This window comes from Streptomyces sp. SID5643 (assembly GCF_009872555.1).
Lineage (GTDB): Bacteria > Actinomycetota > Actinomycetes > Streptomycetales > Streptomycetaceae > Streptomyces > Streptomyces iakyrus.
In genome coordinates this window covers 11,975-34,446 of record NZ_WWIC01000152.1, presented here as the reverse complement: position 1 = coordinate 34,446, position 22,472 = coordinate 11,975, and the positions used below count along the sequence as shown (strand labels likewise).

Below are 22,472 nucleotides of genomic sequence, written 5' to 3'. Positions count from 1 at the left end.
AGGACCGGGTTCTGGAAGACCGGGTCCTGGAAGACGGGGCCCTGGAAGACGGGGCCCGGAGGACCGGTTCCTAGAAGACCGACTCCGCCTCGTCCATCCGGTCCTTCGGCACCGTCTTCAGCTCGGTCACGGCCTCCGCCAGCGGGACCATCACGATGTCCGTCCCGCGCAGGGCGGTCATCCTGCCGAACCGGCCCTGATGCGCCGCCTCCACCGCGTGCCAGCCGAACCGCGTGGCGAGGACCCGGTCGTAGGCGGTCGGCACGCCGCCGCGCTGGATGTGGCCGAGGATGACCGGCTTGGCCTCCTTGCCGAGGCGCCGCTCCAGCTCGTGCGCGAGGGCGGCGCCGATGCCCTGGAAGCGCTCGTGGCCGAACTTGTCTATGGCGCCCTTGCCGTAGTCCATGGTGCCGTCGGCGGGGTGGGCGCCCTCGGCGACGCAGACCACCGCGAACTTCTTGCCGCGGGAGAACCGCGCCTCGACCATCTTCACGAGGTCGGCGGGGTCGAAGGCCCGCTCCGGCAGGCAGATGCCGTGCGCACCGGCCGCCATGCCGGACTCCAGGGCGATCCAGCCGGCGTGCCGGCCCATGACCTCCACCACCATCACCCGCTGGTGGGACTCGGCGGTGGTCTTCAGCCGGTCCATCGCCTCGGTGGCGACGCCCACCGCGGTGTCGAAGCCGAAGGTGCGGTCCGTGGAGGAGATGTCGTTGTCGATCGTCTTCGGGACGCCCACGACGGGCAGGCCCGCGTCGCTCAGCATGCGCGCGGCCGTCAGCGTGCCCTCGCCGCCGATCGGGATCAGCGCGTCGATGCCGAACTGGTGGATCATGTCGGAGGCGTTCTCGCAGGCCTCACGGAGCCGGTCGCGCTCCAGGCGGGACGACCCGAGGATGGTGCCGCCGCGGGCGAGGATGCCGCTGACGGACTCCAGGTCGAGGTTGCGGTAGCGGCCGTCGAGCAGGCCCGCGTAGCCGTCCTCGAAGCCGATGACCTCGTCGCCGTAGTTGTCGACCGCCCGGTGCACGACCGACCGGATCACGGCGTTCAGGCCGGGGCAGTCGCCGCCTGCGGTGAGAACTCCGATACGCATCGTGCTGTGTCTCCTGCTCGCTGTTGACACCGGTGAGCCACTGCCGATTGTTTCACGCTCCACAGTGCACTGCGGCACCCGGCTCCGATGGGCGCCTTATATACCGGCAGAGGTATTGTCAAGAGGGTTCTGCTCACCTCGGTGGGCGATTTTTGTGCCCCCGGCTGGATAGCAGTGGGGCGAGAGGCGTACCCCCACCCGAGACGAAACGGAGAGCGCGCGTGACCCGCAGCGTGTACGTGACCGGCATCGACCGAGGCGACGGGCGCCAGGTCGTCGAACTGGGGGTCATGGAGCTCCTCACCCGGCAGGTCGACCGGGTGGGCGTCTTCCGCCCCCTGGTCCACGACGGGCCCGACCGCCTCTTCGAGCTGCTGCGCGCCCGCTACCGGCTCACCCAGGACCCGGCGACCGTCTACGGCATGGACTACCACGAGGCGTCCGCCCTCCAGGCCGAGGCCGGAACCGACGAGCTGGTGTCCACCCTCGTCGACCGTTTCCACCTGGTCGCCCGGGACTACGACGTCGTCCTGGTCCTCGGCACGGACTACGCCGGCACCCAGCTCCCCGACGAGCTGGCGCTCAACGCGCGGCTGGCCAACGAGTTCGGCGCGTCCGTGATCCCGGTCGTCGGGGGCCGCAAGCAGACCGTCGAGTCGGTGCTCGCCGAGACGCGCAACGCCTACCGCGCCTACGACACCCTCGGCTGCGACGTCCTGGCCATGGTCGCCAACCGGGTGGCCCGCGAGGACCGCGACGAGATCGCCGGTCGGCTCGGCTCCAGGCTGCCCGTGCCCTGTTACGTCCTGCCCGACGAACCCGCGCTGTCCGCGCCGACCGTCTCGCAGATCGGTCACGCGCTCGGCGCCAAGGTCGTGCTCGGCGACGACTCGGGGCTCGCCCGGGACGTGCTCGGTTTCGTCTTCGGCGGCGCGATGCTGCCGAACTTCCTGGGCGCCCTGACGCCCGGCTGTCTCGTCGTCACTCCGGGCGACCGCGCCGACCTGGTCGTCGGCTCCCTCGCCGCGCACAGCGCCGGCACCCCGCCGATAGCCGGCGTGCTGCTCACCCTGGACGAGGTGCCCGGCGATCACATCCTCACCCTCGCCGACCGCCTCGCGCCCGGCACGCCGGTGCTGTCGGTGGCCGGCACCAGCTTCCCCACCGCCGAGCAGCTGTTCTCGCTGGAGGGCAAGCTGAACGCGGCCACCCCGCGCAAGGCCGAGCGGGCCCTCGGCCTGTTCGAGCGGTACGCCGACACCGCCGACCTGGCGCGCCGGGTCTCCGCGCCGAGCAGCGACCGCGTCACGCCGATGATGTTCGAGCACAAGCTGCTGGAGCAGGCCCGCTCCGACCTGCGCCGGGTCGTCCTGCCCGAGGGCACCGAGGAGCGCGTGCTGCACGCCGCCGAGGTGCTGCTGCGCCGGGGTGTGTGCGACCTGACCCTGCTCGGCCCGGTCGACCGGATCCGCAAGAAGGCCGCCGACCTCGGCGTCGACCTCGGCGAGTCCCAGCTGATCGACCCGGCGACCTCCGAGCTGCGGGACGGCTTCGCCGAGAAGTACGCGGCCCTGCGCGCCCACCGGGGCGTCACCGTGGAGCTGGCCTACGACGTCGTCTCGGACGTGAACTACTTCGGCACGCTGATGGTCCAGGAGGGTCTCGCCGACGGCATGGTGTCGGGCTCGGTGCACTCCACGGCCGCGACCATCCGCCCGGCCTTCGAGATCATCAAGACCAAGCCGGACGCCGACATCGTCTCGTCGGTGTTCTTCATGTGCCTGGCCGACAAGGTCCTGGTCTACGGCGACTGCGCGGTCAACCCGGACCCGAACGCCGAGCAGCTCGCCGACATCGCCATCCAGTCGGCGACCACGGCCGAGCGGTTCGGCGTGGAGCCGCGGATCGCGATGCTGTCGTACTCCACCGGCACCTCCGGCTCCGGCGCCGACGTGGACAAGGTGCGTGAGGCCACCGAGCTGGTCCGCGCGCGCCGGCCCGACCTGAAGATCGAGGGCCCGATCCAGTACGACGCCGCCGTGGAGCCGTCGGTCGCGGCGACCAAGCTGCCCGGTTCCGAGGTCGCCGGGCAGGCGAGCGTGCTGATCTTCCCCGACCTGAACACCGGCAACAACACCTACAAGGCCGTGCAGCGCTCGGCCGGCGCGATCGCCGTCGGCCCGGTGCTCCAGGGCCTGCGCAAGCCGGTCAACGACCTGTCCCGGGGCGCCATGGTCTCGGACATCGTCAACACCGTCGCCATCACGGCGATCCAGGCCCAGACCCCCGCACCGTCCCCGAGCGAGAAGGCGACCGCCCAGTGAGCAGCCCGACCCGTGTCCTCGTCCTCAACTCCGGCTCCTCGTCGGTGAAGTACCAGCTGCTCGACATGCGCGACAGCAGCCGGCTGGCGGTGGGCCTGGTCGAGCGCATCGGCGAGCAGACGTCCCGGCTGAAGCACACCCCGGCGGGTGGTGAGAGCAGGGAGCGCGGCGGTGCGATCGCCGACCACGACGCCGCCCTGAAGGCCGTGGCCGAGGAGCTCGCCAAGGACGGACTGGGCCTGGACTCGCCCGAACTGGCCGCGATCGGGCACCGGGTGGTGCACGGCGGCAAGACCTTCACCGAGCCGACGGTGATCGACGGCGCGGTGCTCGCCGAGATCGAGCGGCTCATCCCGGTGGCCCCGCTGCACAACCCGGCCAACCTCACCGGCATCCGCACGGCCCAGGTGCTGCGTCCCGACCTGCCGCAGGTCGCCGTGTTCGACACCGCGTTCCACACGACCATGCCGGAGTCGGCCGCCCGTTACGCGATCGACGTGAAGACGGCCGACGAGCACCGGGTGCGGCGCTACGGCTTCCACGGCACCTCGCACGCCTACGTCTCCCGGGCCACCGCCGAGCTGCTCGGCAAGGACCCCGCCGAGACCAACGTGATCGTGCTGCACCTGGGCAACGGGGCGTCCGCCTCGGCCGTGCGGGGCGGCCGCTGCGTGGACACCTCCATGGGTCTTACGCCTTTGGAGGGGCTCGTGATGGGTACGCGCTCCGGAGACCTGGACCCGGCCGTCATCTTCCATTTGATGCGTGTTGGTGGAATGTCCGCCGACGAGATCGACACTCTTCTCAACAAGAAGAGCGGGCTGATCGGTCTGTGCGGTGACAACGACATGAGGGAGATCCGCCGCCGCGTCGACGAGGGCGACGAGCAGGCGGAGCTGGCGTTCGACATCTACATTCACCGGCTGAAGAAGTACATCGGCGCCTATTACGCCGTGCTCGGTCGGGTGGACGCGGTCGCCTTCACCGCCGGTGTCGGCGAGAACGCGGCTCCCGTGCGGGCGGCCGCCCTGGCGGGTCTGGAGGAGCTGGGCCTGGCGGTGGACGACGAGCGCAACGCCGTGCGCGGCGACGAGGCCCGGCTGATCTCGCCGGAGGGAGCCCGGGTCGCGGTGGCGGTGGTGCCCACCGACGAGGAATTGGAGATCGCGACACAGACCTACGCGCTGGTAATTGGTTCGGGGAATCACACCTGAGCGGCATCCCGCCCTTTTGTATTTTCCGCCAGACGGAATATTCCGTTGCGAAACAAACCGATAGGATCGCCCCCATGCGCCGTTCGAAAATCGTCTGTACTCTCGGCCCCGCGGTCGACTCCCACGATCAGCTTGTCGCGTTGATCGAAGCCGGCATGAACGTGGCCCGCTTCAACTTCAGCCACGGCTCGCACGCCGAGCACCAGGGCCGGTACGACCGCGTTCGTGCCGCCGCCAAGGAGACCGGCCGGGCCATCGGTGTCCTCGCCGACCTCCAGGGCCCGAAGATCCGTCTGGAGACCTTCGCCGAGGGTCCCGTGGAGCTGGTGCGCGGTGACGAGTTCACCATCACCACCGAGGACGTCCCGGGCGACAAGACGATCTGCGGGACGACCTACAAGGGTCTGCCCGGCGACGTCACCAAGGGCGACCAGGTCCTCATCAACGACGGCAACGTCGAGCTGAAGGTCACCGCGGTCGAGGGCCACCGGGTGAAGACGATCGTCATCGAGGGCGGCGTCATCTCCGACCACAAGGGCATCAACCTGCCCGGCGCGGCCGTCAACGTGCCCGCGCTGTCCGAGAAGGACGTCGAGGACCTCCGTTTCGCGCTGCGCATGGGCTGCGACCTGGTCGCGCTGTCCTTCGTCCGCGACGCCAAGGACGTCCAGGACGTGCACCGCGTCATGGACGAGGAGGGCCGCCGCGTCCCGGTCATCGCCAAGGTGGAGAAGCCGCAGGCGGTGCAGAACATGGAGGACGTCGTGATGGCGTTCGACGGCGTGATGGTCGCCCGTGGTGACCTCGCCGTCGAGTACCCGCTCGAGAAGGTCCCCATGGTGCAGAAGCGCCTCATCGAGCTGTGCCGGCGCAACGCCAAGCCGGTGATCGTGGCGACCCAGATGATGGAGTCGATGATCACCAACTCCCGTCCGACCCGCGCCGAGGCCTCCGACGTGGCCAACGCGATCCTGGACGGTGCCGACGCGGTCATGCTGTCCGCCGAGTCGAGCGTGGGCGCGTACCCGATCGAGACCGTGAAGACGATGTCGAAGATCGTCGCGGCGGCCGAGCAGGAGCTGATGTCGAAGGGCCTCCAGCCGCTGGTGCCGGGCAAGAAGCCGCGCACGCAGGGCGGTTCGGTGGCCCGTGCGGCGTGCGAGATCGCCGACTTCCTCGGCGGCCGCGGCCTGGTGGCGTTCACCCAGTCCGGCGACACCGCCCGCCGTCTGTCGCGCTACCGCGCGGTCCAGCCGATCATCGCGTTCACCACCGACGAGGGCACCCGCAACCAGATGGCGCTGAGCTGGGGCGTGGAGCCCCACGTGGTGCCGTTCGTGAACAGCACCGACGAGATGGTCGACCTGGTCGAGCAGGAGCTGGTGAAGCTGAACCGCTTCAACGAGGGCGACATCGTGGTCATCACGGCCGGTTCGCCCCCCGGCGTGCCCGGCACCACCAACATGGTGCGGGTCCACCACCTGGGCGAGGCCAAGGGCTGATCCGCGAAGGGCCGTGAGGGCCCGTACACGCCACTGAGGGCGCCCCCTGGGATTCAGGGGCGCCCTCGGCGTGTGCGGCTCCCGAACGGGCTCTGAGGGGCGCTCAGTCGGTGATGAAGTTGTGCAGCCCCGGCACGTGCAGGGTCCCGCCGAACTGGCCGGCCTGCTGCACCTTCACGTTGGTGAAGTAGATCAGCGGGATGTTCAGCGGCGGCGGGTGCTCCGGGTCGAACGTGATCGGGATCAGCCCGAGCAGGTTGCCGGAGATGCTCTCCGTGTACATCACGGTGTCGCCGTCGCGGATCGTGGACGTCGAGCCCTTGGCCGCCTGCACGTGGTAGGTCTTGCCGGACTGCTTGTCCTTGACGGTCTGGTGCAGGTCACCGATGTCGGTGCCGCCCGAGATGACGTACTTCAGGACCTTCTTGACGGTGCCGTTGGCGGTGCGCACCTCGACGACACCCTTGTAGTCGGCGCCCTTCAGCGTCAGCGAGCTGGCGTTGAGGAACCACGGGTCGTCCGGCAGCGGCACCTTGTTGTCGACGCCGCCCTCGGCGTCGGTGGCGGCCGGGCAGTCGTCGGGGTCCGTGCCGGCGCTCTGGGAGGGGCTCGGGGAGGCGGTGGCCTCCTTCGCCTCCTTCGCCTTCTCCGCCGCGGCCTCGGCGGCCTTCTCGACGGCCTTGGAGGTGTCCTCCACCGTCTTGCCGGTGTCCTTCACCGCGTCGGACGCCTTGCCGGTGGTGTCCCTGACGGTGTCCTCGACCGTGCCGGCGGCCTTCTCGGCCGTGTCCTGCTCGGCGCCGGAGGGTTCCCCGGCCGGCTTCTCGGTGCTCTCCGAAGCCGAGGCGGACGGGGTCGGGGCGGGGCTCGCCTCGTCCTTGTCCTCGCCGCTTCCGCCGTCGAAGATGCCGCCGATCGCGTCGCCGATGTCCTCCAGCACGTTGCCGCGGCTCTCGGACGGCGAGGGGGACGGCGTGGCCGCCGTGTCGTCGCCGCCCGTGGCGGGCGCGCTCGTGGACGGGCTCGGCTCCGGCTCGGGCTTGTCGCCGGCACCCGGATCCGAGGAAGAGGAACCGCCGTTGTTGGCGTCCGTGCCGCCCGAGGGGGACGGCTCCGGGGCCGCGTCGCCCTGGTCGTCCTTCTCGTCCGTGGCACCGTCGCTCGCCGAGGGGGACGGCGTCGGCGAGGCCGACTCGTCGTCCTTGGAGTCCTTCTCGGAGTCCTCCAGGGCCGCCACACAGTCCTTGTACTCGTCGGCCGTCAGGCTCTTCGACGTCGGCGCGGCCGGAGAGTCGCTGTCGGCGATGGCGAGCGTCGACGTGAAGCCCATGCCCATGAGCACCGCCGTCGGCATCGCCGCCATGGCTATCGCCTTGCCGGTCGGCCTGCTGAACCTGGTGAACAGCGGCTTCTTGGGTGCCGCGTGGCGCGGCCCGGTTCTCACACGGGACGCCCCCACATCAGCCCCGTGAGTCACCTCGTCAGCCGGCACTGTGCCTCCCGTTCGCCCCGTTGGCCGGGTTCGTTCCTGACAGATCGTTCGGCTCGTCCACCCCGTCCACGGGCCGCAGCATCGTGGTGTCGTGGTCCGTTGCCTCGGGAGCCTCGCCCGTGCCGGTGCCGGCCATGGCGGCGGGCTGTCCCGCGGGACGTGCGCCCGGTGCCCAGGCCACGGCCATCGCCCCGCCCACGAGGGCGAGGAGGAAGCCGATGAGGAAGCCACCGATGTTCGACACGGGGATGGAGACCAGTGCCAGCAGGATGGCCGCGACTCCCGCGAAGACGCGGACGTGCTTCTGGAACCAGAGGCTCACGCCCAGTACGACGAGCAGCACGCCGATGATCAGGGATCCGGCACCCGCGGTGGTCGCCATCGCCAGCGTCAGGTGACCGATCTGGAGGTTCGCGTACGGGAAGTAGGCGATGGGCAGTCCACTGAGGAGGACGAACAGCCCGGCCCAGAACGGCCGCTCACCCCGCCAGGCGCGGAACTGCTGCCTCCGGACGGTGAACTGGCCGGTGGCGGCAGGGGTCTCGGCGCTCATGGAAAAACAGCTCCCTGGTACAGCGTTGCTGTGGTGGTGATGTGGGCCCCGCGTGAAGGCGCGGCCGGAAGGTGGACGGGCGGGGGCGCCACCGGCTCCCCCGCCCGTCATCGAGTGCTTAGTAGCACTCCTTGACACCCGTCGACAGCGACATCTTCAGGCCGCTGAGCTTGAAGGTTCCGGCGGTGGTCGCCCACGCCGTCTGCTTCACGTCGGTCAGGGTCGCCTTGTCGGCCTGCTGGGCGAAGCCGTACGGGTTCGCCGTCTCGCCCTTCCTCATGGCCGGACCCTTGTTGGCGTCCTTGGCGGCCACACCGATGTCGATGTTCTCGAACGTCGCGTCGGCACTGAGGTCGGCGACGTCGATGTAGAGGTTCTGAGCCTCGACCGGCTTCGCACCCTGACCCGCACGCAGGATCAGGCTGACGTTCCCGAGCACCGGAATGTTCGGGGTGACGACCGACTGGCACAGGTTCTTGATCGTCGCCTGCTTGAACGACGAGACCGCGACCGGGTGCACCGACTTCTTGCCGTCGAGCGTGTATCCCTCATCGAGGGCGCCGTACTGCGAGAAGCCCGTGCCGACGAGCTGGTCGGTCGTGACCTTGAACGACTGGCCGGAGACGCTGAACGACGCGGCGAGAGCGCCCTGCGCGAGGGCGACACCTATCGCAGCCGTGGCGGCGACGCTGGGCACCATGACCACAGCGAACCGCTTCCATCTGGTCCCGCCACGCACCTGGGACTCCATATTTCCTCCTTCTCGGACGTACATCTCCTGTCCTGGCTCGCCCCGATTGGCGGCTCAGCCGGGCAGGGATGGGAGAAGTGCTACGTCCTCGGGAAGGAGAGCGCCTGCACTCGGCGGCGCAACTGCGCCCGAATCACCGGCGATCACCCCCGAGCGACAACCACTGGTCGCGCCTGACACGCATCACGCACAACCCTGCTGGACAGGCTTCGCCGGAAGGGCGAAGACCCCCCTGTCCAAGAGCCGGCGCCACTGCCGCCGGCTCTGCTCGGTGGGGACCCAGGACGTCCCGTGACCCAACCGGCTGCCGGGGTACGGGATTGGACCGAGCGTGGCCGATCGTGGTGCATTCTCGCCGCCCGCACAAGGGGGTTCGTTACTCGCTAGTAACGGCCGGATAACCGAACAACGACCCATCGGTCTCGGCCGACGACACAGGGTGGTCTCCGGCGGCAGTACAAAGCTGTTGATCGCTGGACAGAATCCGACAGATCAACGCCGATGACTTACTCGTAGTAACAGCGGCCGCGATTACCAAGATTTGGTAAAGCGCGGCCGCAGTGACCCTCTATCGGCAAACTTTTCACGCGGGCACCACAGGCCCGCATGTTTAACGACTGGTCAGAACAGGGCGCGCGCCAGGGCCCTGCGCGCCGCGATCACCCGGGGATCGTCGGGCCCGACGACCTCGAACAGCTCCAGCAGCCGCATCCGTACGGTGTCCCGGTCGTCACCGACCGTGCGCTGCACCGTCTCGATGAGCCGGCCGAACGCGTCCTCGACGTGACCGCCCACCAGATCCAGGTCGGCGGCGGCGATCTGCGCCTGCACATCGGCCGGCTTGTCGGCCGCGTCCCGGCGTACCTGCTGCGGGTCGACGCCCTGCACCCGCTGGAGCAACTCGGCCTGGGCGAGGCCCAGCTTGGCCTCCTCGTTGCCCGGGTCCTCGTTCAGTACGTTCTTGTACGCCTGGACGGCGCCGGACAGGTCGCCCGAGTCGAGCGCCTGCACGGCGGCTTCCAGGAGCCCGTCGTGCGGGCCGGCCGGCCGCTCGGCAGCCTCCGGGGCACCCCCCGGCTCGGCGTCGGGGTCGACGGTGAGACCGGTCAGGCCGAAGCGCTGCTCGCCGACCTGCACCAGCTGGTCGAGGGTCTGCCGGATCTGGGCCTCGCCCGCCGCTCCCTGGAAGAGCGGCAGCGCCTGACCCGCGACGACCGCGAACACCGCGGGGATTCCCTGGATGCCGAACTGCTGCATCAGCATCTGGTTGGCGTCGACGTCGATCTTGGCGAGCAGGAAGCGGCCGTTGTACTCGACGGCCAGCCGCTCCAGGACGGGGCTGAGCTGCTTGCAGGGCTCACACCACTCGGCCCAGAAGTCGATGACGACGGGCACCTCGGCGGAACGCTGCAGGACGTCCCTCTCGAACCCCGCCTCGTCGACGTCGATGACGAGATCGGCCGGGGAGATCGCCCCCGTCCCGCCCTCCCGGGCGGACTGCGCGCGCGCCTGCTCCGCCTTCGCCTTGGCCTCCTGGGCCGCCTTCACCGCGGCGAGGTCGACGACTCCGCTCATGGACATGTTCCGTGGCTGCATGCGCCTATCCTCCCCCGTCCTGCGCGCGCGTGTGAAAAACGGTGTGAAAGCCGGGCCGGTCCGGTGCCTTTCGGCGCCGGGTCCCCACCCACGCCGGGTGTGCGAGGCCCGTGTACGTCCATCACGTGCTTTCGCTACGAGTCGTAGCGTAATGCCCGGCCGGGGCGACGGAACACCACCCCCCGGTGATCTCCCTCACGACGGCGACGGGAACCGCCGGGTCTATGGTCGAAAGATGCAGAGCCGCAGTCCAGCCAGCCGCACCGGGCGCCCGCGCAGCGCCACGGCGGACGCCGCGATCCTGGCCGCGACCCGCGAGGCTCTGGTGGACCTTGGCTGGTCCAAGCTCACCCTGGGGGACGTCGCGACGCGCGCCGGGGTTGCGAAGACCACCCTCTACCGGCGCTGGGCGGGCAAGAACGAACTGGTCGTCGACGCGGTCGCGGAACTCTTCGACGAGCTGGAACTCCCCGACCGGGGCTCCCTGGCCGCCGACATCCAGGGCGTGGTCCTGCAACTCGCCTCGATCCTGGCCCTCCCCGAGGCGAGGAGCGGCCTGATGGCGGTGGTGGCGGAGGCCACCCGGGACGAGGCCCTGCGGGAGCGCATCCGGGCGTCGGTCGTCGACCGCCAGAAGCGGCTGGTCCTGGAGGGCCGCTCGCGGGCCCAGGCCCGGGGCGAACTCCCCGCGGAACCGGACCCGGCCACGTCCGCCCGCACGGTCGACCTGATCTTCGACATGGTGGCGGGCGCGGTGGTCCACCGCACGCTGGTGAGCGCGGAACCGGCGGACGAGGAATGGGTCAACCGCTTCACGGGCGTGCTGCTGCGGGGGCTGGCGGGAGAGGCCGCCCACCCGCCCGACGGCTGAGCCGCGCCCCCGCCCGGCGGCCCGTTCAGGAAGGGCGGCCGCCGATGGTGATGTCGCCGTGGATGTCCCGGCTCTGGATCACCGTGGTCTGGGTGCCGCCGGAGATCTCGTTGTGGACGTCACCGGAAGGTGGGGCGACCTCCGCCTCCGCCCGCCGCCGCCAGATCTCCAGCGCCGCGGCGAACTCGGGGTCCTGCCCGGCGCGTTCGTTGAGCAGCGCCGCGAGCCGCCCGGCCCGCTCCCCGGTACGCGGGGGTTCGGCGGGCACCGCCGGCTCCTCGTCGCCGGCCCGCGAACCCCTCCGGGTGACGAGCTCGCGCAGGGACGCCCAGATCTGCTCTCCGGCCGCACCTGCCGTCCCCGAGGCGAGAGCCACGAGCAGTCCTGCCGTGATGGGCTCCACGAAGGTCCTCCAGTCGTCAGCGGATCGTGCACTGCTGCGTATGGTGCCGCACGACGGTCCGTGCTCACGGCGGCACGGCGGATCCGCCCTCCGACGACCGGCGGCATCGCCCCGGCCCGGGCGGCCGCGGCCCCGCGCGTGCGCTGGAACGAGCTGTCCGGGGACGGTCGGTTCCGGGCGTCCCCGCCGCGGACGGCAAGGCGCTCCCGGCCGCGTCCCGGTCGTGCTCCGGTGGTGCTCCGGCCGCGTCCCGGTCGCCGGAGGAGCCGCCCGCCCCGGCGGAGCCGAGGACCGGCACCGGTACCGGCACCTGCCCCCGCTCCGGATGCGACCTCAGAACCCCGCGGGCTCGGTGTACACCCCCCACTCGTCCCGCAGCACCCCGCAGATCTCTCCGAGCGTGGCCTCCGCCCGCACGGCGTCCAGCATCGGCTCGATCATGTTGGCGCCGCTGCGGGCGGCGGCCAGCATGGCGTCGAGCGCGGTGCGCACCGCGGCGTCGTCACGGGCCGACTTGCGGCCGCCCAGCGCCCGGACCTGCTCGCGCTCCACCTCGTGGCTGACCCGCAGGATCTCCAGGTCCCCGGTGACCGACCCGTCGTGACAGTTCACGCCGACGACCCTCTTGTCGCCCTTCTCCAGCGCCTGCTGGTACCGGAACGCCGACTCGGCGATCTCCCCGGTGAACCAGCCGTCCTCTATGCCGCGCAGGATTCCGGAGGTGATCGGGCCGATGGGGTGCCGCCCGTCGGGGTGCGCCCGCAGTCCGCGCTCCTTGATCTGCTCGAAGATCTTCTCGGCGTCCGCCTCGATGCGGTCCGTCAGCTGCTCGACGTACCAGGAACCGCCCAGCGGGTCGGCCACGTTGGCGACGCCGGTCTCCTCCATCAGCACCTGCTGCGTGCGCAGCGCGATCTCCGCGGCCTGCTCGCTCGGCAGGGCGAGGGTCTCGTCGAGCGCGTTGGTGTGCAGCGAGTTGGTGCCGCCCAGCACGGCCGCCAGGGCTTCCACGGCGGTGCGTACGACGTTGTTGTACGGCTGCTGCGCGGTGAGGGAGACGCCGGCCGTCTGCGTGTGGAAGCGCAGCCACTGGGCCTTCTCGGACGTGGCGCCGTAGACGTCGCGCATCCAGCGGGCCCAGATGCGCCGCGCCGCGCGGAACTTGGCGATCTCCTCGAAGAAGTCGACGTGCGCGTCGAAGAAGAAGGACAGGCCGGGGGCGAAGACGTCGACGTCCAGTCCGCGCGAGAGGCCCAGCTCGACGTACCCGAAGCCGTCCGCGAGCGTGTAGGCCAGCTCCTGCGCGGCCGTCGACCCGGCCTCGCGGATGTGGTAGCCGGAGACGGACAGCGGCTTGTACGCGGGAATGCCGGCCGCGCAGTGCTCCATGAGGTCGCCGATGAGCCGCAGGTGGGGCTCGGGCTGGAAGAGCCACTCCTTCTGGGCGATGTACTCCTTGAAGATGTCCGTCTGGAGCGTGCCGTTGAGGACGGACGGGTCGACGCCCTGCCGTTCGGCGGCGACCAGGTACATGCAGAAGACGGGGACGGCCGGGCCGCTGATGGTCATCGACGTCGTGACGTCGCCCAGCGGGATGTCCTTGAACAGGACCTCCATGTCGGCCGCCGAGTCGATGGCGACGCCGCAGTGACCGACCTCGCCCAGCGAGCGGGGGTCGTCGGAGTCGCGGCCCATGAGCGTCGGCATGTCGAAGGCGACCGAGAGCCCGCCGCCGCCGTTGCGGAGGATCATCTTGTAGCGCTCGTTGGTCTGCTCGGCGTTGCCGAACCCGGCGAACTGCCGGATGGTCCACGTGCGCCCTCGGTAGCCGGTCGCGTACAGACCGCGGGTGAAGGGGTACTCACCCGGCCAGCCGATCCGCTCGAACCCGTCGTAGGCGTCTCCGGGCCGCGGCCCGTACACCGGCTCCACGGGGTCGCCGGAGAGCGTGGTGAAGTCGGCCTCGCGCTTGCGCGCGGCGTCGTACCGGGCCTGCCAGCGGCGGCGGCCCTCCTCGATGGCGTCAGTGTCCATACCCCCGAATTTACTTGGACGTCCTAGTAAATGTCGATGGCTGACGGGAGTGACCTGGCGAACGGGTGAGAACGGCCGCCGCACGCGTGCGTGCGGCGGCGGTGACGCCTGCCGGGGCTACGCCTTGACGGGCGCGGGCGCGTCCCCGGCGATCCGGCCCTCCAGCTCGCGGCTGATCCGGCGCTCCACGAAGAACGCGGCCGTCGGAACCGTCCCCGCGAGCAGCACCCACAGCTGCTTGCCCACCGGCCACTTCGCCTTGGAGCCCAGGTCGAAGGCGAAGATCAGGTACACGACGTACAGCCAGCCGTGCGCGATGCTGACGACGCGCGTGAAGTCGGCCGCGCCGTTCAGGTCGAGCACATACTTGCCGATCATGCCGAAGGTCAGCAGGACCAGCAGCACGCCGGTGACGTAGGCCATCACGCGGTAGCGAGTCAGCACGCTCTTTTTCATGACGTCGAGCGTAACCACCCGTTCCGGCAGATCTTGCCCCGGGTCACTCCTCCTGGAAGTCGCCCGCCGACAGGCGCAGCGGCCGCAGCATCGCGAAGATCTCCGCGCACTCCTCCGCGTCGTACGCGCCGAGCCCGAAGTCCATCGCCATCAGGTCGCGGGTGGCCGACTCGACGACCTCACGGCCCTTGCCGGTGATGCCGGCGAGGGTGCCGCGACCGTCGTTCGGGTTGGGCCGTTTGGCGACCAGACCCGACTTCACCAGCCGGTCCACGGTGTTCGTCACGGACGTGGGGTGCACCATGAGGCGCTCGCCGATCTTGGACATCGGCAGCTCGCCGGACTTGGAGAAGGTGAGCAGCACCAGCGCCTCGTACCGCGCGAACGTCAGCCCGTACGGCCTGACCACCGCGTCGACCTCGGCGAGGAGGATCTGCTGGGCGCGCATGATCGAGGTGATCGCGGCCATGGACGGCACGTTCCCCCAGCGCTGCTTCCAGCGTTCGTCGGCGCGCGCGATCGGATCGAAGGAGAGACTGAGCGGCTTCGGCACGCACCCGACCCTACCGGCCGGTCACATGGCGGTCAGCCCTGTCTCGCCCTTCGGGCGGGCGGCGTCGATTCCCGCAGTGCCGTGCAGACGTCCTGTCCTTTCCAGGACGCCCCATTGCCGTGTGTAACGATTGGCGCCCTCTTCGTCACTGCACGTCACCTTCTCCAGGGAGCGGCATGCCCCGGCTGGTCCACGCCTTCGCGGCGCTCGCGGTGCTCGGTCTCGCCGCCGGCTGCTCGTCCCGCGCCGCGACGACGTCCGGCCTCGACGCCGGAAAGGCCGCCTACGCGGCCGCCTCCTCCCCCTTCTGGACCGACCCCGAGAGCCCTGCGGCCCGGCAGGCCCGGCTCTGGCAGCGGCAGGGCCGCGGACAGGACGCCGAGCTGATCCGGCGGATCGCCGACCAGCCGGTCGCGCTGTGGCCCGCGGGCGGGACGGACCCGGCGCCGACGGTGAGGGCGGCGGCCTCGGCCGCGGGCCGGGAGGGGAAGACCGCGGTCCTCGTCGCGTACAACATCCCGCACCGGGACTGCGGCGGTCACTCGGCGGGCGGGGCGGCGGACGCACACGCCTACCGGGAGTGGATCGGGCGGTTCGCCGGCGCCCTCGGCGAGGCCGAGGCCCTGGTCGTCCTGGAGCCCGACGCGCTCGCGCACGTCGTGGACGGCTGCACCCCGGGCGAGTACCACACCGAGCGCGAGGAGCTGCTCGGCGAGGCGGTCGCCCGGCTCAAGCGGCAGCCCGGCACCAAGGTGTACCTGGACGCGGGCAACGCGGGCTGGATCCCGGAGCCGGCCAAGCTGGTGGAGCCGCTGAAGCGGGCCGGGATCGAGCAGGCCGACGGCTTCGCGCTGAACGTCTCCAACTTCCACACGACCGAGGTGACCACGCAGTACGGAGTACGGCTCGCCGGGGCCCTCGGCGGCAAGCACTTCGTCATCGACACCAGCCGCAACGGCAACGGGCCCCTGCCCGGGGTGTGGTGCAATCCGCCGGGCCGGGCGCTCGGCACCCCGCCGACGACCGGCACCGGCGAACCCATCGTGGACGCCTTCCTGTGGATCAAGCGGCCCGGGGAGTCGGACGGAACCTGCGGGGGCGGCCCGGCCGCCGGGCGCTGGTGGCCGGAGTACGCCCTGGAACTGGCCCGCAACGCCACCGGCTGACCCCGGCCGCCCGGGCGGCTACTCGGCGAGGTGCCGCTCCACCGTCTCCACCTTGGACGTGAGGCCGTCCGTCACACCGGGGCGGATGTCCGCCTTGAGGACGAGGGAGACCCGGGGTGCCCGCTGCTCGACGGCGGCGACCGCGCGCCGGACGACGTCCATGACCTCGTCCCACTCCCCTTCGACGGAGGTGAACATCGCGTCGGTACGGTTCGGCAGCCCCGACTCGCGCACCACCCGCACGGCGTCGGCGACGTACTCCCCCACGTCCTCACCGACCCCGAGCGGCGTCACGGAGAAGGCGACGATCACGCGCCGACCACGCCTTCCTTGCGGGCCCGCGTCGCGATGACCGCGTCCTCGGCCTCACGCCGCAGCATGCGCTCGGCGAAGAACCCGCCGGCGGGCAGCACGGAGAGGACGAAGTACAGCCCGGCGGTCTTCAGCGACCACTTCGTCCGGTTCCACGCGTCGGCCCAGAAGATCACGTACAGGACGAAGAGCGCACCGTGCACCGCGCCCATCACCGGCACGGCGTTGAAGTCCGTGGTCCGCTTCAGCACGGAGCAGACCAGCAGGAGGAGGAAGGAGATCGCCTCGGGCGCCGATACCAGGCGGAGGCGGCGGATGGCGGTGGCGGTCTTGAGGTCCACGGGTCACCTTCGGTGGGAATAACGCGGCGGTCGGGTCGGTCTGGACGGCATGCGCGGGCCCGACGGTTTGTGAACGCGCGCACAAGCGTCCCGCCCATTGTGGCAAACCACTGCGGGCCCTCCGGCCCGGGGTCCGCCCCGCGCCCGGCGGGCCCCAGGGGTGCGGTCAGGGTCGTTCTCCACCCACGGGCTCTGTCCGCGGGGCCCGGCCTGCGGTTACCTTCCAGTCGTGGCGATGTTCCGACTTCAGAGCAGCAAGGTGCTCGCCGTCGACATGACCGGGGATGCCGTGAAGGCGAAGAACGGCTCGATGGTCGCGTACGACGGGGAGATGGCCTTCAAGAAGCTCAGCGGCGGCGGCGAGGGCATCCGGGGCATGGTGACCCGGCGGCTGACCGGTGAGCAGATGACGTTGATGGAGGTGAAGGGGCGCGGGACCTGCTGGTTCGCGGACCGGGCCTCCGAGATCAACCTGGTCAGCATCCAGGGCGACAAGCTCTACGTCGAGTCGAGCAACCTGCTCGCGACCGACGGCGGGCTGCGCACGGGCACGGAGTTCACGGGCCTGCGCGGCGCCTCGCAGGGCAACGGGCTGTTCACGACGACCGTCGAGGGCCACGGCCAGGCGGCGATCATGTCGGACGGCCCGGCGGTGGTGCTGCGGGTGAGCGCTCAGTACCCGCTGACCGTCGACCCGGGGGCGTACGTGGCGCACCAGGGCAATCTGCGGCAGTCCTTCCAGTCCGGTGTGACGTTCCGCACGTTGCTCGGGGAGGGCGGCGGCGAGGCCTTCCAGATGCGGTTCGAGGGGGACGGTCTGGTGTACGTGCAGCCGAGCGAGCGGAACACGATCGCGGGAGACGTGTGAGATGGCCTTCCGTGAGATCAACGCGAAGATGATCGAAGCGACGGTCGCGCCCGGTCAGCGGCTGTTCAGTCAGCGCGGCGCGATGCTCGCGTACCGCGGCGAGGTGTCGTTCACGCCCAACACGGCGGGCGGCCAGGGCGGGATCATGTCGATGATCGGCCGCCGGGTCGCCGACGAGGACACCCCCCTGATGACCGTCGAGGGCAGCGGCACGGTCCTGTTCGGGCACGGCGGGCACCACATCCAGGTGATCCGGCTGACCGGCGACACGCTGTACGTGGAGGCGGACCGCCTCCTGGCCTTCGAGGGCTCGCTCCAGCAGGGCACGATGTTCCTGGGCTCGCAGGGCGGCGTCATGGGCATGGTGCGCGGACAGGTCAGCGGCCAGGGGCTGTTCACGACGACGCTGAAGGGGCAGGGGGCCGTCGCGGTCATGGCCCACGGCGGCGTCATCGAGATCCCGATCACCCCGCAGCGCCCGGTCCACGTGGACCCGCAGGCCTACGTCGCCCACCACGGCGACGTCCGCAACAAGCTGTCCACGGCCCTTAGCTGGCGGGACATGGTGGGCCGCGGCTCGGGCGAGGCGTTCCAGCTGGAGCTCAGCGGCAGCGGTGCGGTGTACGTCCAGGCGTCGGAGGAGAAGCTGTGAGCACGTACGGAAGCCCCGGCGCCGGTCCCGCGGTCTTCGACCCGGCGACGCTGCCGCCCGACGACAACGTCAACGCGTACACCTTCTGCGTGGAGCTCAAGGGGAGCCAGTGGTTCCTTCAGAAGGGGAAGATGATCGCCTACTACGGGTCGATCGACTTCAACGGCGTCGGACACGGCCGGCTGGACCGTCTCGTCCGTACGTCGTTCCATTCGCCACTGCACGCGAGCGACTGGGTCGTGGCGGAGGGCTCGGGCAAGACGCTCCTCGCCGACCGGGCCTTCGACGTCAATTCGTACGACCTCGAAGACGGCAACCTGACCATTCGCTCGGGCAACCTCCTCGCTTTTCAGCCAACTCTGTCACTGAAGCAATCAATCGTGCCGGGTTTTCTGACCCTCATCGGAACCGGAAAGTTCGTGGCCGCGTCGAACGGACCGGTGGTGTTCATGGAGCCCCCGATCCGGGTCGACCCCCAGGCCCTGGTCGGCTGGGCCGACTGCCCCTCCCCGTGCCACCACTACGACCACGGGTACATGACCGGCGTCATGGGCGGTCTACGTGCACTGACGGGCCTGGGCGGGGCCTCCGGCGAGGAGCACCAGTTCGAGTTCGTCGGCGCCGGGACGGTGCTGCTCCAGTCGTCGGAGACCCTGATGGCGGAGCACGCCACGGGGGCCGTTCCGCATCAGGCCGGCGTGCCCGGCGGCGGGGCGCACAGCCCGCAGGCGGGACAGTCCGGCGCACCGCGTCTTCCCGGACAGCTGGGGGACCTCCAGCGTCGCTTCGGGCTGTGAGCGGTAGTCTGCGGAGTGTGACATCGAACGCCTGCGCACTGCTGTTCGCCAGGCGGGCGCCGTCACACGCCACCCCTCACTAGTTCGCCTTTCAACCTTTTAGGTAGACTTCATTCATGGAGACCGAGACGGCCACCCGCTGGCTGACCGATGCGGAGCAGTGCGCCTGGCGCACCCACCTGGAGGTCAACAGGCTGTTGACGTACCAGCTCGAAAAAGACCTGCAGCCGTTCGGCCTGACAATGAACGACTACGAGATCCTGGTGAATCTCTCCGAGTCCGAGGGCCAGAGGATGCGGATGAGCGACCTCGCCTCCGCCACCCTCCAGTCCAAGAGCCGCCTCTCGCACCAGATCACGCGCATGGAGAACGCGGACCTGGTCCGGCGGGAGAACTGCGAGTCGGACCGCCGGGGGCTCTACGCGGTCCTCACCGACCACGGCATGGCGACGATGCAGAAGGTCGCGCCCCACCACGTGGCGTCCGTGCGCAGGCACTTCATCGACCTGCTGTCCCCCGAGGCCCTGACCGAACTCGACAAGGCACTCAAGCCCATCGCGGAGCACCTGCGCGGCCATCGCGGACGCCCGTAGCCGGACGCCTCCTAGGCCAGCGGCAGGCGGAGTTCGAACAGGGCTCCGCCTGCGGGCCCCCGCCCGGCGGTGAGCGTGCCTCCGTGCCGGACGGCCACGTCGCGGGCGATCGCGAGCCCCAGCCCGGCTCCGCCGTCGTCGCGGCTGCGGGCCGCGTCCAGCCGGACGAACCGTTCGAAGATCCGCTCCCGGTCGCCGTCGGGCACGCCGTCGCCGTCGTCGGCCACGCCGACCACAGCCCGGTCTCCCTCGCGCCGCACGTGCACGGTCACGGCCGACCGGGCGTGCCGCTGGGCGTTGTCGAGCAGATTGGCGAGCACCCGGCCCAGCTGCCCCCGCGAGCCGGCCACGTCCACCGGCTCCGCGTCCACGGTCACACCCGTCCGTCCCTCGGCCTCCTCCCGGGCGAGCCCGGCGAGGTCGACCTTCGCGTCGTTCGGCCGCTCCCCCGCGTCCAGCCGGGCGAGCAGGAGCAGATCGGCGGCCAGCCGCTGGAGCCGGACGGTGTCCTCCACGGCCCCGTCGAGGTCCAGCAGCTCGGGGTGCGCGGCGGCCACCTCCAGCTGTGTCCGCAGCGAGGCGATCGGGCTGCGCAGTTCGTGGGAGGCGTCGGCGACGAACCGCCGCTGCCGCTCCACGGACGTCTCCAGCGCCGCGAGCGTCTCGTTGGTGGTGCTGGCGAGCCGGGCGATCTCGTCGTGCGTGTCCGGCTCCGGAACGCGCCGCGCGAGATCCTCCGACTGGGTGATCGCGGCCATCTCGCGCCGGATCCCCTCCACGGGCCGCAGGGCCCGCCGGGTCACCAGCCAGGTCACGGCCGCGACGACACCGAGCAGCAGCGGGAACCCGATCAGCATCACCGTCAGCGCGGTGCGCACCGCCCCGTGCTCGGCGGCCAGCGGGGAACCGGCGTAGACCGTGAGGTGCCCCCGGTCGTGGGTCTCGACCTCGACGGCTGCGAACCGGTAGTCCTGCGCCTGTCCGTCGATGGTCGCGGAGCCGTTGCTGAAGACGCTCTCCCCGGAGATCTCACCGGGCTCCAGGGCCTCGCCCGCCTCCTCGGGGTCGTCATCGTCGCCCCCGGGCGGTGTCGCCGCCGGCTGCGGCTTCACCCGGTCGCTGTCCGTCCCGCTGATCCGCTCCAGGTCCTCGCTGGCCGCGACCAGCCGCTTGTGCTCGTCCAGGACCTGCACCGGGCCGTCGTCGCCGTCCAGCCCGGAGAGCTTGTCGTACGGCGTTCCGGCGGCGAGCTCGGAGGCGACGGCCCGCGCGGAGCGCTCCGCCTGCGTGCCGGCCTCGCCGATCAGATTGGACCGCAGGGACAGCAGCACGGCGGCCCCGGCCGCGACGAGCGCCACCGCGACCACGAGCGTGGCTCCCAGCGTGGCCCGTGCCCGGACGGACCCGAACAGCCGCCTCACGGCGATGTCTCCAGCCGGTAGCCGGCCCCGCGCACGGTCCGGATCAGCCCGGCGCGCAGCTTCCGCCGCAGCGTGCTCACGTACACCTCGACGATGTTCGGATCGCCGTCGTACGCGAAGTCCCAGACGTGCTCCAGGATCTCGGACTTGGACACCACCTCGCCGGGCCGCAGCACGAGCTGCTCCAGTACGGAGAACTCCTTGGCGGTGAGGGCGATCTCGTCCTCACCCAGGAACACCCGCCGGGCGGCCGTGTCCAGCTTCAGATCACCGTGCACGTGCACGGGCGAGGCCCCGGCCCCCTGCCCGCGCCGCCGCAGCAGCGCCTTGACCCGGGCGACCAGCACGACGTACGAGAACGGCTTGGTCAGGTAGTCGTCCGCACCCGTGTCGAGCCCCTCGGCCTCGTCGTACTCGCCGTCCTTGGCGGTCAGCATCAGGATCGGCACCTCGTGCCCGGCGGCGCGCAGGGCGGCGCAGACCCGGTAGCCGTTCAGGCCGGGCAGCATGATGTCGAGGATGACCAGGTCGTACGTGCCCTCCGATGCCTGGTGCAGCCCTTCCCGTCCGTCGTGGACGACGTCCACGGCGTACCCCTCGGCCGTCAGGCCCCTGGCGAGCGACAGGGCCAGCCGCTTCTCGTCCTCCACGATCAACAGGCGCATGCGTAAAGAGTGGCAAAGGGAACCTGAAGATCACTTCAGGGGTCTTCAGGTTCCTCTCAGCCTCCGTCAGCCAGAGTCGAAGACATCGAAAACGAAACGACTCGGGAGGAACCCGCATGAAGCGCAACATCGTGATCGCCGCTGTGACCGCCGCCGCTCTGATCGGAGGCGGGACGGCCACGGCCATCGCGACCACGGGAGACGACCATGGCTCGGCGCGGCAGGCGGCGAACACGAAGCTGTCGGACGACGGCAACCGTGACGACCAGGAGGACCGCGACGACCGCGACGACCGCGACGACGCCGCCAGGCTCTCCTCCTCCGACGTCACCGCGCCCGAGGCCATCGCCTCCGCGCTGAAGCACACGTCGGGCACGGTCGTCTCCGCCGAGCTGGACGACGAGGACGACAGCGGCAAGCTGGTGTGGAACGTCGACGTCCTGTCGGGCGACAACGCCTGGCACAGCGTGAGCGTCGACCCGTCCAACGGCAAGGTGCTCGGTGCGCAGGCCGACGACGAGGACGACACGGCACAGGTGCGGGCCGCGCTGAAGGGCTCCTCGGTGACGGCCGAGGAGGCCGCGAAGGCCGCCGCCGGCAAGGGCGTGGTGACGTCCGTCGGCCTCGACGAGGACGGCAAGGACAAGTCCTGGGAGGCCGAGACCCGTACGTCCGGCGGCGCCGAGCAGGACTGGAAGATCGACCTGAAGTCGGGCAAGGTCACGGCGGACCGCGCCGACCGGAACGACCAGGACGACGACGCGGACGACCAGGACTGACCAACCGCGCTGCCGTATCCCCGACCGCCCCGG

At 70.7% G+C, this 22,472-nt stretch carries 23 protein-coding genes; 10 read left to right on the top strand and 13 right to left on the bottom strand.

What is annotated here, in order from left to right; genetic code table 11:
* Positions 1 to 70: 70 nt before the first annotated feature.
* Positions 71 to 1,096, bottom strand: coding sequence for an ATP-dependent 6-phosphofructokinase (locus GTY56_RS18580; protein ID WP_161366476.1), 1,026 nt, complete (start codon positions 1,094 to 1,096; stop codon positions 71 to 73).
* 221 nt (positions 1,097 to 1,317) lie between these two features.
* Here GTY56_RS18580 and pta point away from each other — a divergent pair, with 221 nt between their 5' ends.
* From pta to pyk, 3 genes are all read left to right on the top strand, one after another.
* Positions 1,318 to 3,420 carry a phosphate acetyltransferase gene (gene pta / locus GTY56_RS18575; RefSeq protein ID WP_161366475.1) on the top strand — a complete coding sequence of 701 codons (2,103 nt, stop codon included), beginning with the start codon at positions 1,318 to 1,320 and terminating at the stop codon, positions 3,418 to 3,420.
* A complete protein-coding gene (locus GTY56_RS18570) occupies positions 3,417 to 4,634 on the top strand; it encodes an acetate/propionate family kinase (protein WP_161366474.1) in 1,218 nt (405 codons plus the stop codon). Before pta ends, GTY56_RS18570 begins: the two co-directional genes overlap by 4 nt.
* A 74-nt stretch (positions 4,635 to 4,708) precedes the next feature.
* Positions 4,709 to 6,136 carry a pyruvate kinase gene (pyk, locus tag GTY56_RS18565; RefSeq protein WP_161366473.1) on the top strand — a complete coding sequence of 476 codons (1,428 nt, stop codon included), beginning with the start codon at positions 4,709 to 4,711 and terminating at the stop codon, positions 6,134 to 6,136.
* Between the two features lie 103 nt (positions 6,137 to 6,239).
* On the opposite strand, the gene GTY56_RS18560 is transcribed toward pyk, so the two are convergent.
* The 4 genes from GTY56_RS18560 to GTY56_RS18545 all read right to left on the bottom strand — a co-directional run bounded on the left by GTY56_RS18560 (position 6,240) and on the right by GTY56_RS18545 (position 10,528).
* Positions 6,240 to 7,628 carry a hypothetical protein gene (locus tag GTY56_RS18560; RefSeq protein WP_161366472.1) on the bottom strand — a complete coding sequence of 463 codons (1,389 nt, stop codon included), beginning with the start codon at positions 7,626 to 7,628 and terminating at the stop codon, positions 6,240 to 6,242.
* Positions 7,618 to 8,181 carry a DUF6114 domain-containing protein gene (locus tag GTY56_RS18555; RefSeq protein WP_161366471.1) on the bottom strand — a complete coding sequence of 188 codons (564 nt, stop codon included), beginning with the start codon at positions 8,179 to 8,181 and terminating at the stop codon, positions 7,618 to 7,620. Before GTY56_RS18555 ends, GTY56_RS18560 begins: the two co-directional genes overlap by 11 nt.
* A gap of 118 nt (positions 8,182 to 8,299) precedes the next feature.
* Positions 8,300 to 8,932: a DUF6230 family protein gene (locus tag GTY56_RS18550; RefSeq protein ID WP_033312948.1), complete on the bottom strand. Its 633-nt coding sequence runs from the start codon at positions 8,930 to 8,932 to the stop codon at positions 8,300 to 8,302.
* A 621-nt stretch (positions 8,933 to 9,553) separates the two neighbouring features.
* Entirely contained in the window at positions 9,554 to 10,528 is a 975-nt protein-coding gene (locus tag GTY56_RS18545; protein WP_161366470.1) for a tetratricopeptide repeat protein, read from the bottom strand.
* Between the two features lie 235 nt (positions 10,529 to 10,763).
* Here GTY56_RS18545 and GTY56_RS18540 point away from each other — a divergent pair, with 235 nt between their 5' ends.
* Positions 10,764 to 11,399, top strand: a complete 636-nt coding sequence (locus GTY56_RS18540; RefSeq protein WP_161366469.1) for a TetR/AcrR family transcriptional regulator — start codon at positions 10,764 to 10,766, stop codon at positions 11,397 to 11,399.
* Between the two features lie 25 nt (positions 11,400 to 11,424).
* On the opposite strand, the gene GTY56_RS18535 is transcribed toward GTY56_RS18540, so the two are convergent.
* From GTY56_RS18535 to GTY56_RS18520, 4 genes are all read right to left on the bottom strand, one after another.
* Positions 11,425 to 11,802 (bottom strand): hypothetical protein, encoded by a 378-nt coding sequence (locus GTY56_RS18535; protein WP_161366468.1) that lies wholly within the window; start codon positions 11,800 to 11,802, stop codon positions 11,425 to 11,427.
* Positions 11,803 to 12,135: 333 nt separating this feature from the next.
* Positions 12,136 to 13,836, bottom strand: a complete 1,701-nt coding sequence (gene icmA, locus GTY56_RS18530) for a coenzyme B12-dependent isobutyryl-CoA mutase large subunit (protein ID WP_161366467.1) — start codon at positions 13,834 to 13,836, stop codon at positions 12,136 to 12,138.
* A 117-nt stretch (positions 13,837 to 13,953) separates the two neighbouring features.
* Positions 13,954 to 14,292 (bottom strand): DUF3817 domain-containing protein, encoded by a 339-nt coding sequence (locus tag GTY56_RS18525; RefSeq protein ID WP_161366466.1) that lies wholly within the window; start codon positions 14,290 to 14,292, stop codon positions 13,954 to 13,956.
* A 43-nt stretch (positions 14,293 to 14,335) separates the two neighbouring features.
* The gene (locus tag GTY56_RS18520) at positions 14,336 to 14,845 is read right to left on the bottom strand and encodes a MarR family transcriptional regulator (RefSeq protein WP_161366465.1); all 510 of its coding nucleotides are present in this window, start codon (positions 14,843 to 14,845) and stop codon (positions 14,336 to 14,338) included.
* A 176-nt stretch (positions 14,846 to 15,021) separates the two neighbouring features.
* On the opposite strand from GTY56_RS18520, the gene GTY56_RS18515 reads away from it, so the two are divergent.
* The gene (locus GTY56_RS18515; protein ID WP_161366464.1) at positions 15,022 to 16,011 is read left to right on the top strand and encodes a glycoside hydrolase family 6 protein; all 990 of its coding nucleotides are present in this window, start codon (positions 15,022 to 15,024) and stop codon (positions 16,009 to 16,011) included.
* An 18-nt stretch (positions 16,012 to 16,029) separates the two neighbouring features.
* On the opposite strand, the gene GTY56_RS18510 is transcribed toward GTY56_RS18515, so the two are convergent.
* Together GTY56_RS18510 and GTY56_RS18505 are read right to left on the bottom strand one after the other, a co-directional pair.
* On the bottom strand, positions 16,030 to 16,323 hold the full coding sequence (locus tag GTY56_RS18510) for an MTH1187 family thiamine-binding protein (protein ID WP_033312953.1): 294 nt from the start codon (positions 16,321 to 16,323) through the stop codon (positions 16,030 to 16,032).
* Positions 16,320 to 16,664 (bottom strand): DUF3817 domain-containing protein, encoded by a 345-nt coding sequence (locus GTY56_RS18505; RefSeq protein ID WP_161366463.1) that lies wholly within the window; start codon positions 16,662 to 16,664, stop codon positions 16,320 to 16,322. Before GTY56_RS18505 ends, GTY56_RS18510 begins: the two co-directional genes overlap by 4 nt.
* Positions 16,665 to 16,899: 235 nt before the next feature.
* Between GTY56_RS18505 and GTY56_RS18500 the strand changes: the two genes are divergently transcribed.
* The 4 genes from GTY56_RS18500 (at position 16,900) to GTY56_RS18485 (ending at position 19,574) form a co-directional block, all read left to right on the top strand.
* Positions 16,900 to 17,532 carry an AIM24 family protein gene (locus GTY56_RS18500; protein WP_031105041.1) on the top strand — a complete coding sequence of 211 codons (633 nt, stop codon included), beginning with the start codon at positions 16,900 to 16,902 and terminating at the stop codon, positions 17,530 to 17,532.
* A 1-nt stretch (position 17,533) separates the two neighbouring features.
* Positions 17,534 to 18,184, top strand: coding sequence for an AIM24 family protein (locus tag GTY56_RS18495; protein ID WP_161366462.1), 651 nt, complete (start codon positions 17,534 to 17,536; stop codon positions 18,182 to 18,184).
* Positions 18,181 to 18,981: an AIM24 family protein gene (locus tag GTY56_RS18490; protein ID WP_161366461.1), complete on the top strand. Its 801-nt coding sequence runs from the start codon at positions 18,181 to 18,183 to the stop codon at positions 18,979 to 18,981. Before GTY56_RS18495 ends, GTY56_RS18490 begins: the two co-directional genes overlap by 4 nt.
* 116 nt (positions 18,982 to 19,097) lie before the next feature.
* Entirely contained in the window at positions 19,098 to 19,574 is a 477-nt protein-coding gene (locus tag GTY56_RS18485; protein ID WP_161366460.1) for a MarR family winged helix-turn-helix transcriptional regulator, read from the top strand.
* An 11-nt stretch (positions 19,575 to 19,585) separates the two neighbouring features.
* Here GTY56_RS18485 and GTY56_RS18480 read toward each other — a convergent pair whose 3' ends face one another.
* A complete protein-coding gene (locus GTY56_RS18480) occupies positions 19,586 to 20,995 on the bottom strand; it encodes an ATP-binding protein (RefSeq protein ID WP_161366459.1) in 1,410 nt (469 codons plus the stop codon).
* Positions 20,992 to 21,660 carry a response regulator transcription factor gene (locus tag GTY56_RS18475; protein WP_161366458.1) on the bottom strand — a complete coding sequence of 223 codons (669 nt, stop codon included), beginning with the start codon at positions 21,658 to 21,660 and terminating at the stop codon, positions 20,992 to 20,994. The genes GTY56_RS18480 and GTY56_RS18475 overlap by 4 nt, the downstream gene beginning before the upstream one ends.
* Positions 21,661 to 21,776: 116 nt before the next feature.
* On the opposite strand from GTY56_RS18475, the gene GTY56_RS18470 reads away from it, so the two are divergent.
* Entirely contained in the window at positions 21,777 to 22,439 is a 663-nt protein-coding gene (locus GTY56_RS18470) for a PepSY domain-containing protein (RefSeq protein ID WP_161366457.1), read from the top strand.
* Positions 22,440 to 22,472: the final 33 nt, after the last annotated feature.

Bases quoted from the DNA above. Each gene is read 5' to 3' on its own strand.
- GTY56_RS18580 (WP_161366476.1), bottom strand. From the start codon at position 1,096: ATGCGTATCGGAGTTCTCACCGCAGGCGGCGACTGCCCCGGCCTGAAC.
- pyk (WP_161366473.1), top strand. From the start codon at position 4,709: ATGCGCCGTTCGAAAATCGTCTGTACTCTCGGCCCCGCGGTCGACTCC.
- GTY56_RS18555 (WP_161366471.1), bottom strand. From the start codon at position 8,181: ATGAGCGCCGAGACCCCTGCCGCCACCGGCCAGTTCACCGTCCGGAGG.
- GTY56_RS18550 (WP_033312948.1), bottom strand. From the start codon at position 8,932: ATGGAGTCCCAGGTGCGTGGCGGGACCAGATGGAAGCGGTTCGCTGTG.
- GTY56_RS18545 (WP_161366470.1), bottom strand. From the start codon at position 10,528: ATGCAGCCACGGAACATGTCCATGAGCGGAGTCGTCGACCTCGCCGCG.
- GTY56_RS18540 (WP_161366469.1), top strand. From the start codon at position 10,764: ATGCAGAGCCGCAGTCCAGCCAGCCGCACCGGGCGCCCGCGCAGCGCC.
- icmA (WP_161366467.1), bottom strand. From the start codon at position 13,836: ATGGACACTGACGCCATCGAGGAGGGCCGCCGCCGCTGGCAGGCCCGG.
- GTY56_RS18525 (WP_161366466.1), bottom strand. From the start codon at position 14,292: ATGAAAAAGAGCGTGCTGACTCGCTACCGCGTGATGGCCTACGTCACC.
- GTY56_RS18515 (WP_161366464.1), top strand. From the start codon at position 15,022: ATGCCCCGGCTGGTCCACGCCTTCGCGGCGCTCGCGGTGCTCGGTCTC.
- GTY56_RS18500 (WP_031105041.1), top strand. From the start codon at position 16,900: ATGTTCCGACTTCAGAGCAGCAAGGTGCTCGCCGTCGACATGACCGGG.
- GTY56_RS18495 (WP_161366462.1), top strand. From the start codon at position 17,534: ATGGCCTTCCGTGAGATCAACGCGAAGATGATCGAAGCGACGGTCGCG.
- GTY56_RS18485 (WP_161366460.1), top strand. From the start codon at position 19,098: ATGGAGACCGAGACGGCCACCCGCTGGCTGACCGATGCGGAGCAGTGC.
- GTY56_RS18475 (WP_161366458.1), bottom strand. From the start codon at position 21,660: ATGCGCCTGTTGATCGTGGAGGACGAGAAGCGGCTGGCCCTGTCGCTC.
- GTY56_RS18470 (WP_161366457.1), top strand. From the start codon at position 21,777: ATGAAGCGCAACATCGTGATCGCCGCTGTGACCGCCGCCGCTCTGATC.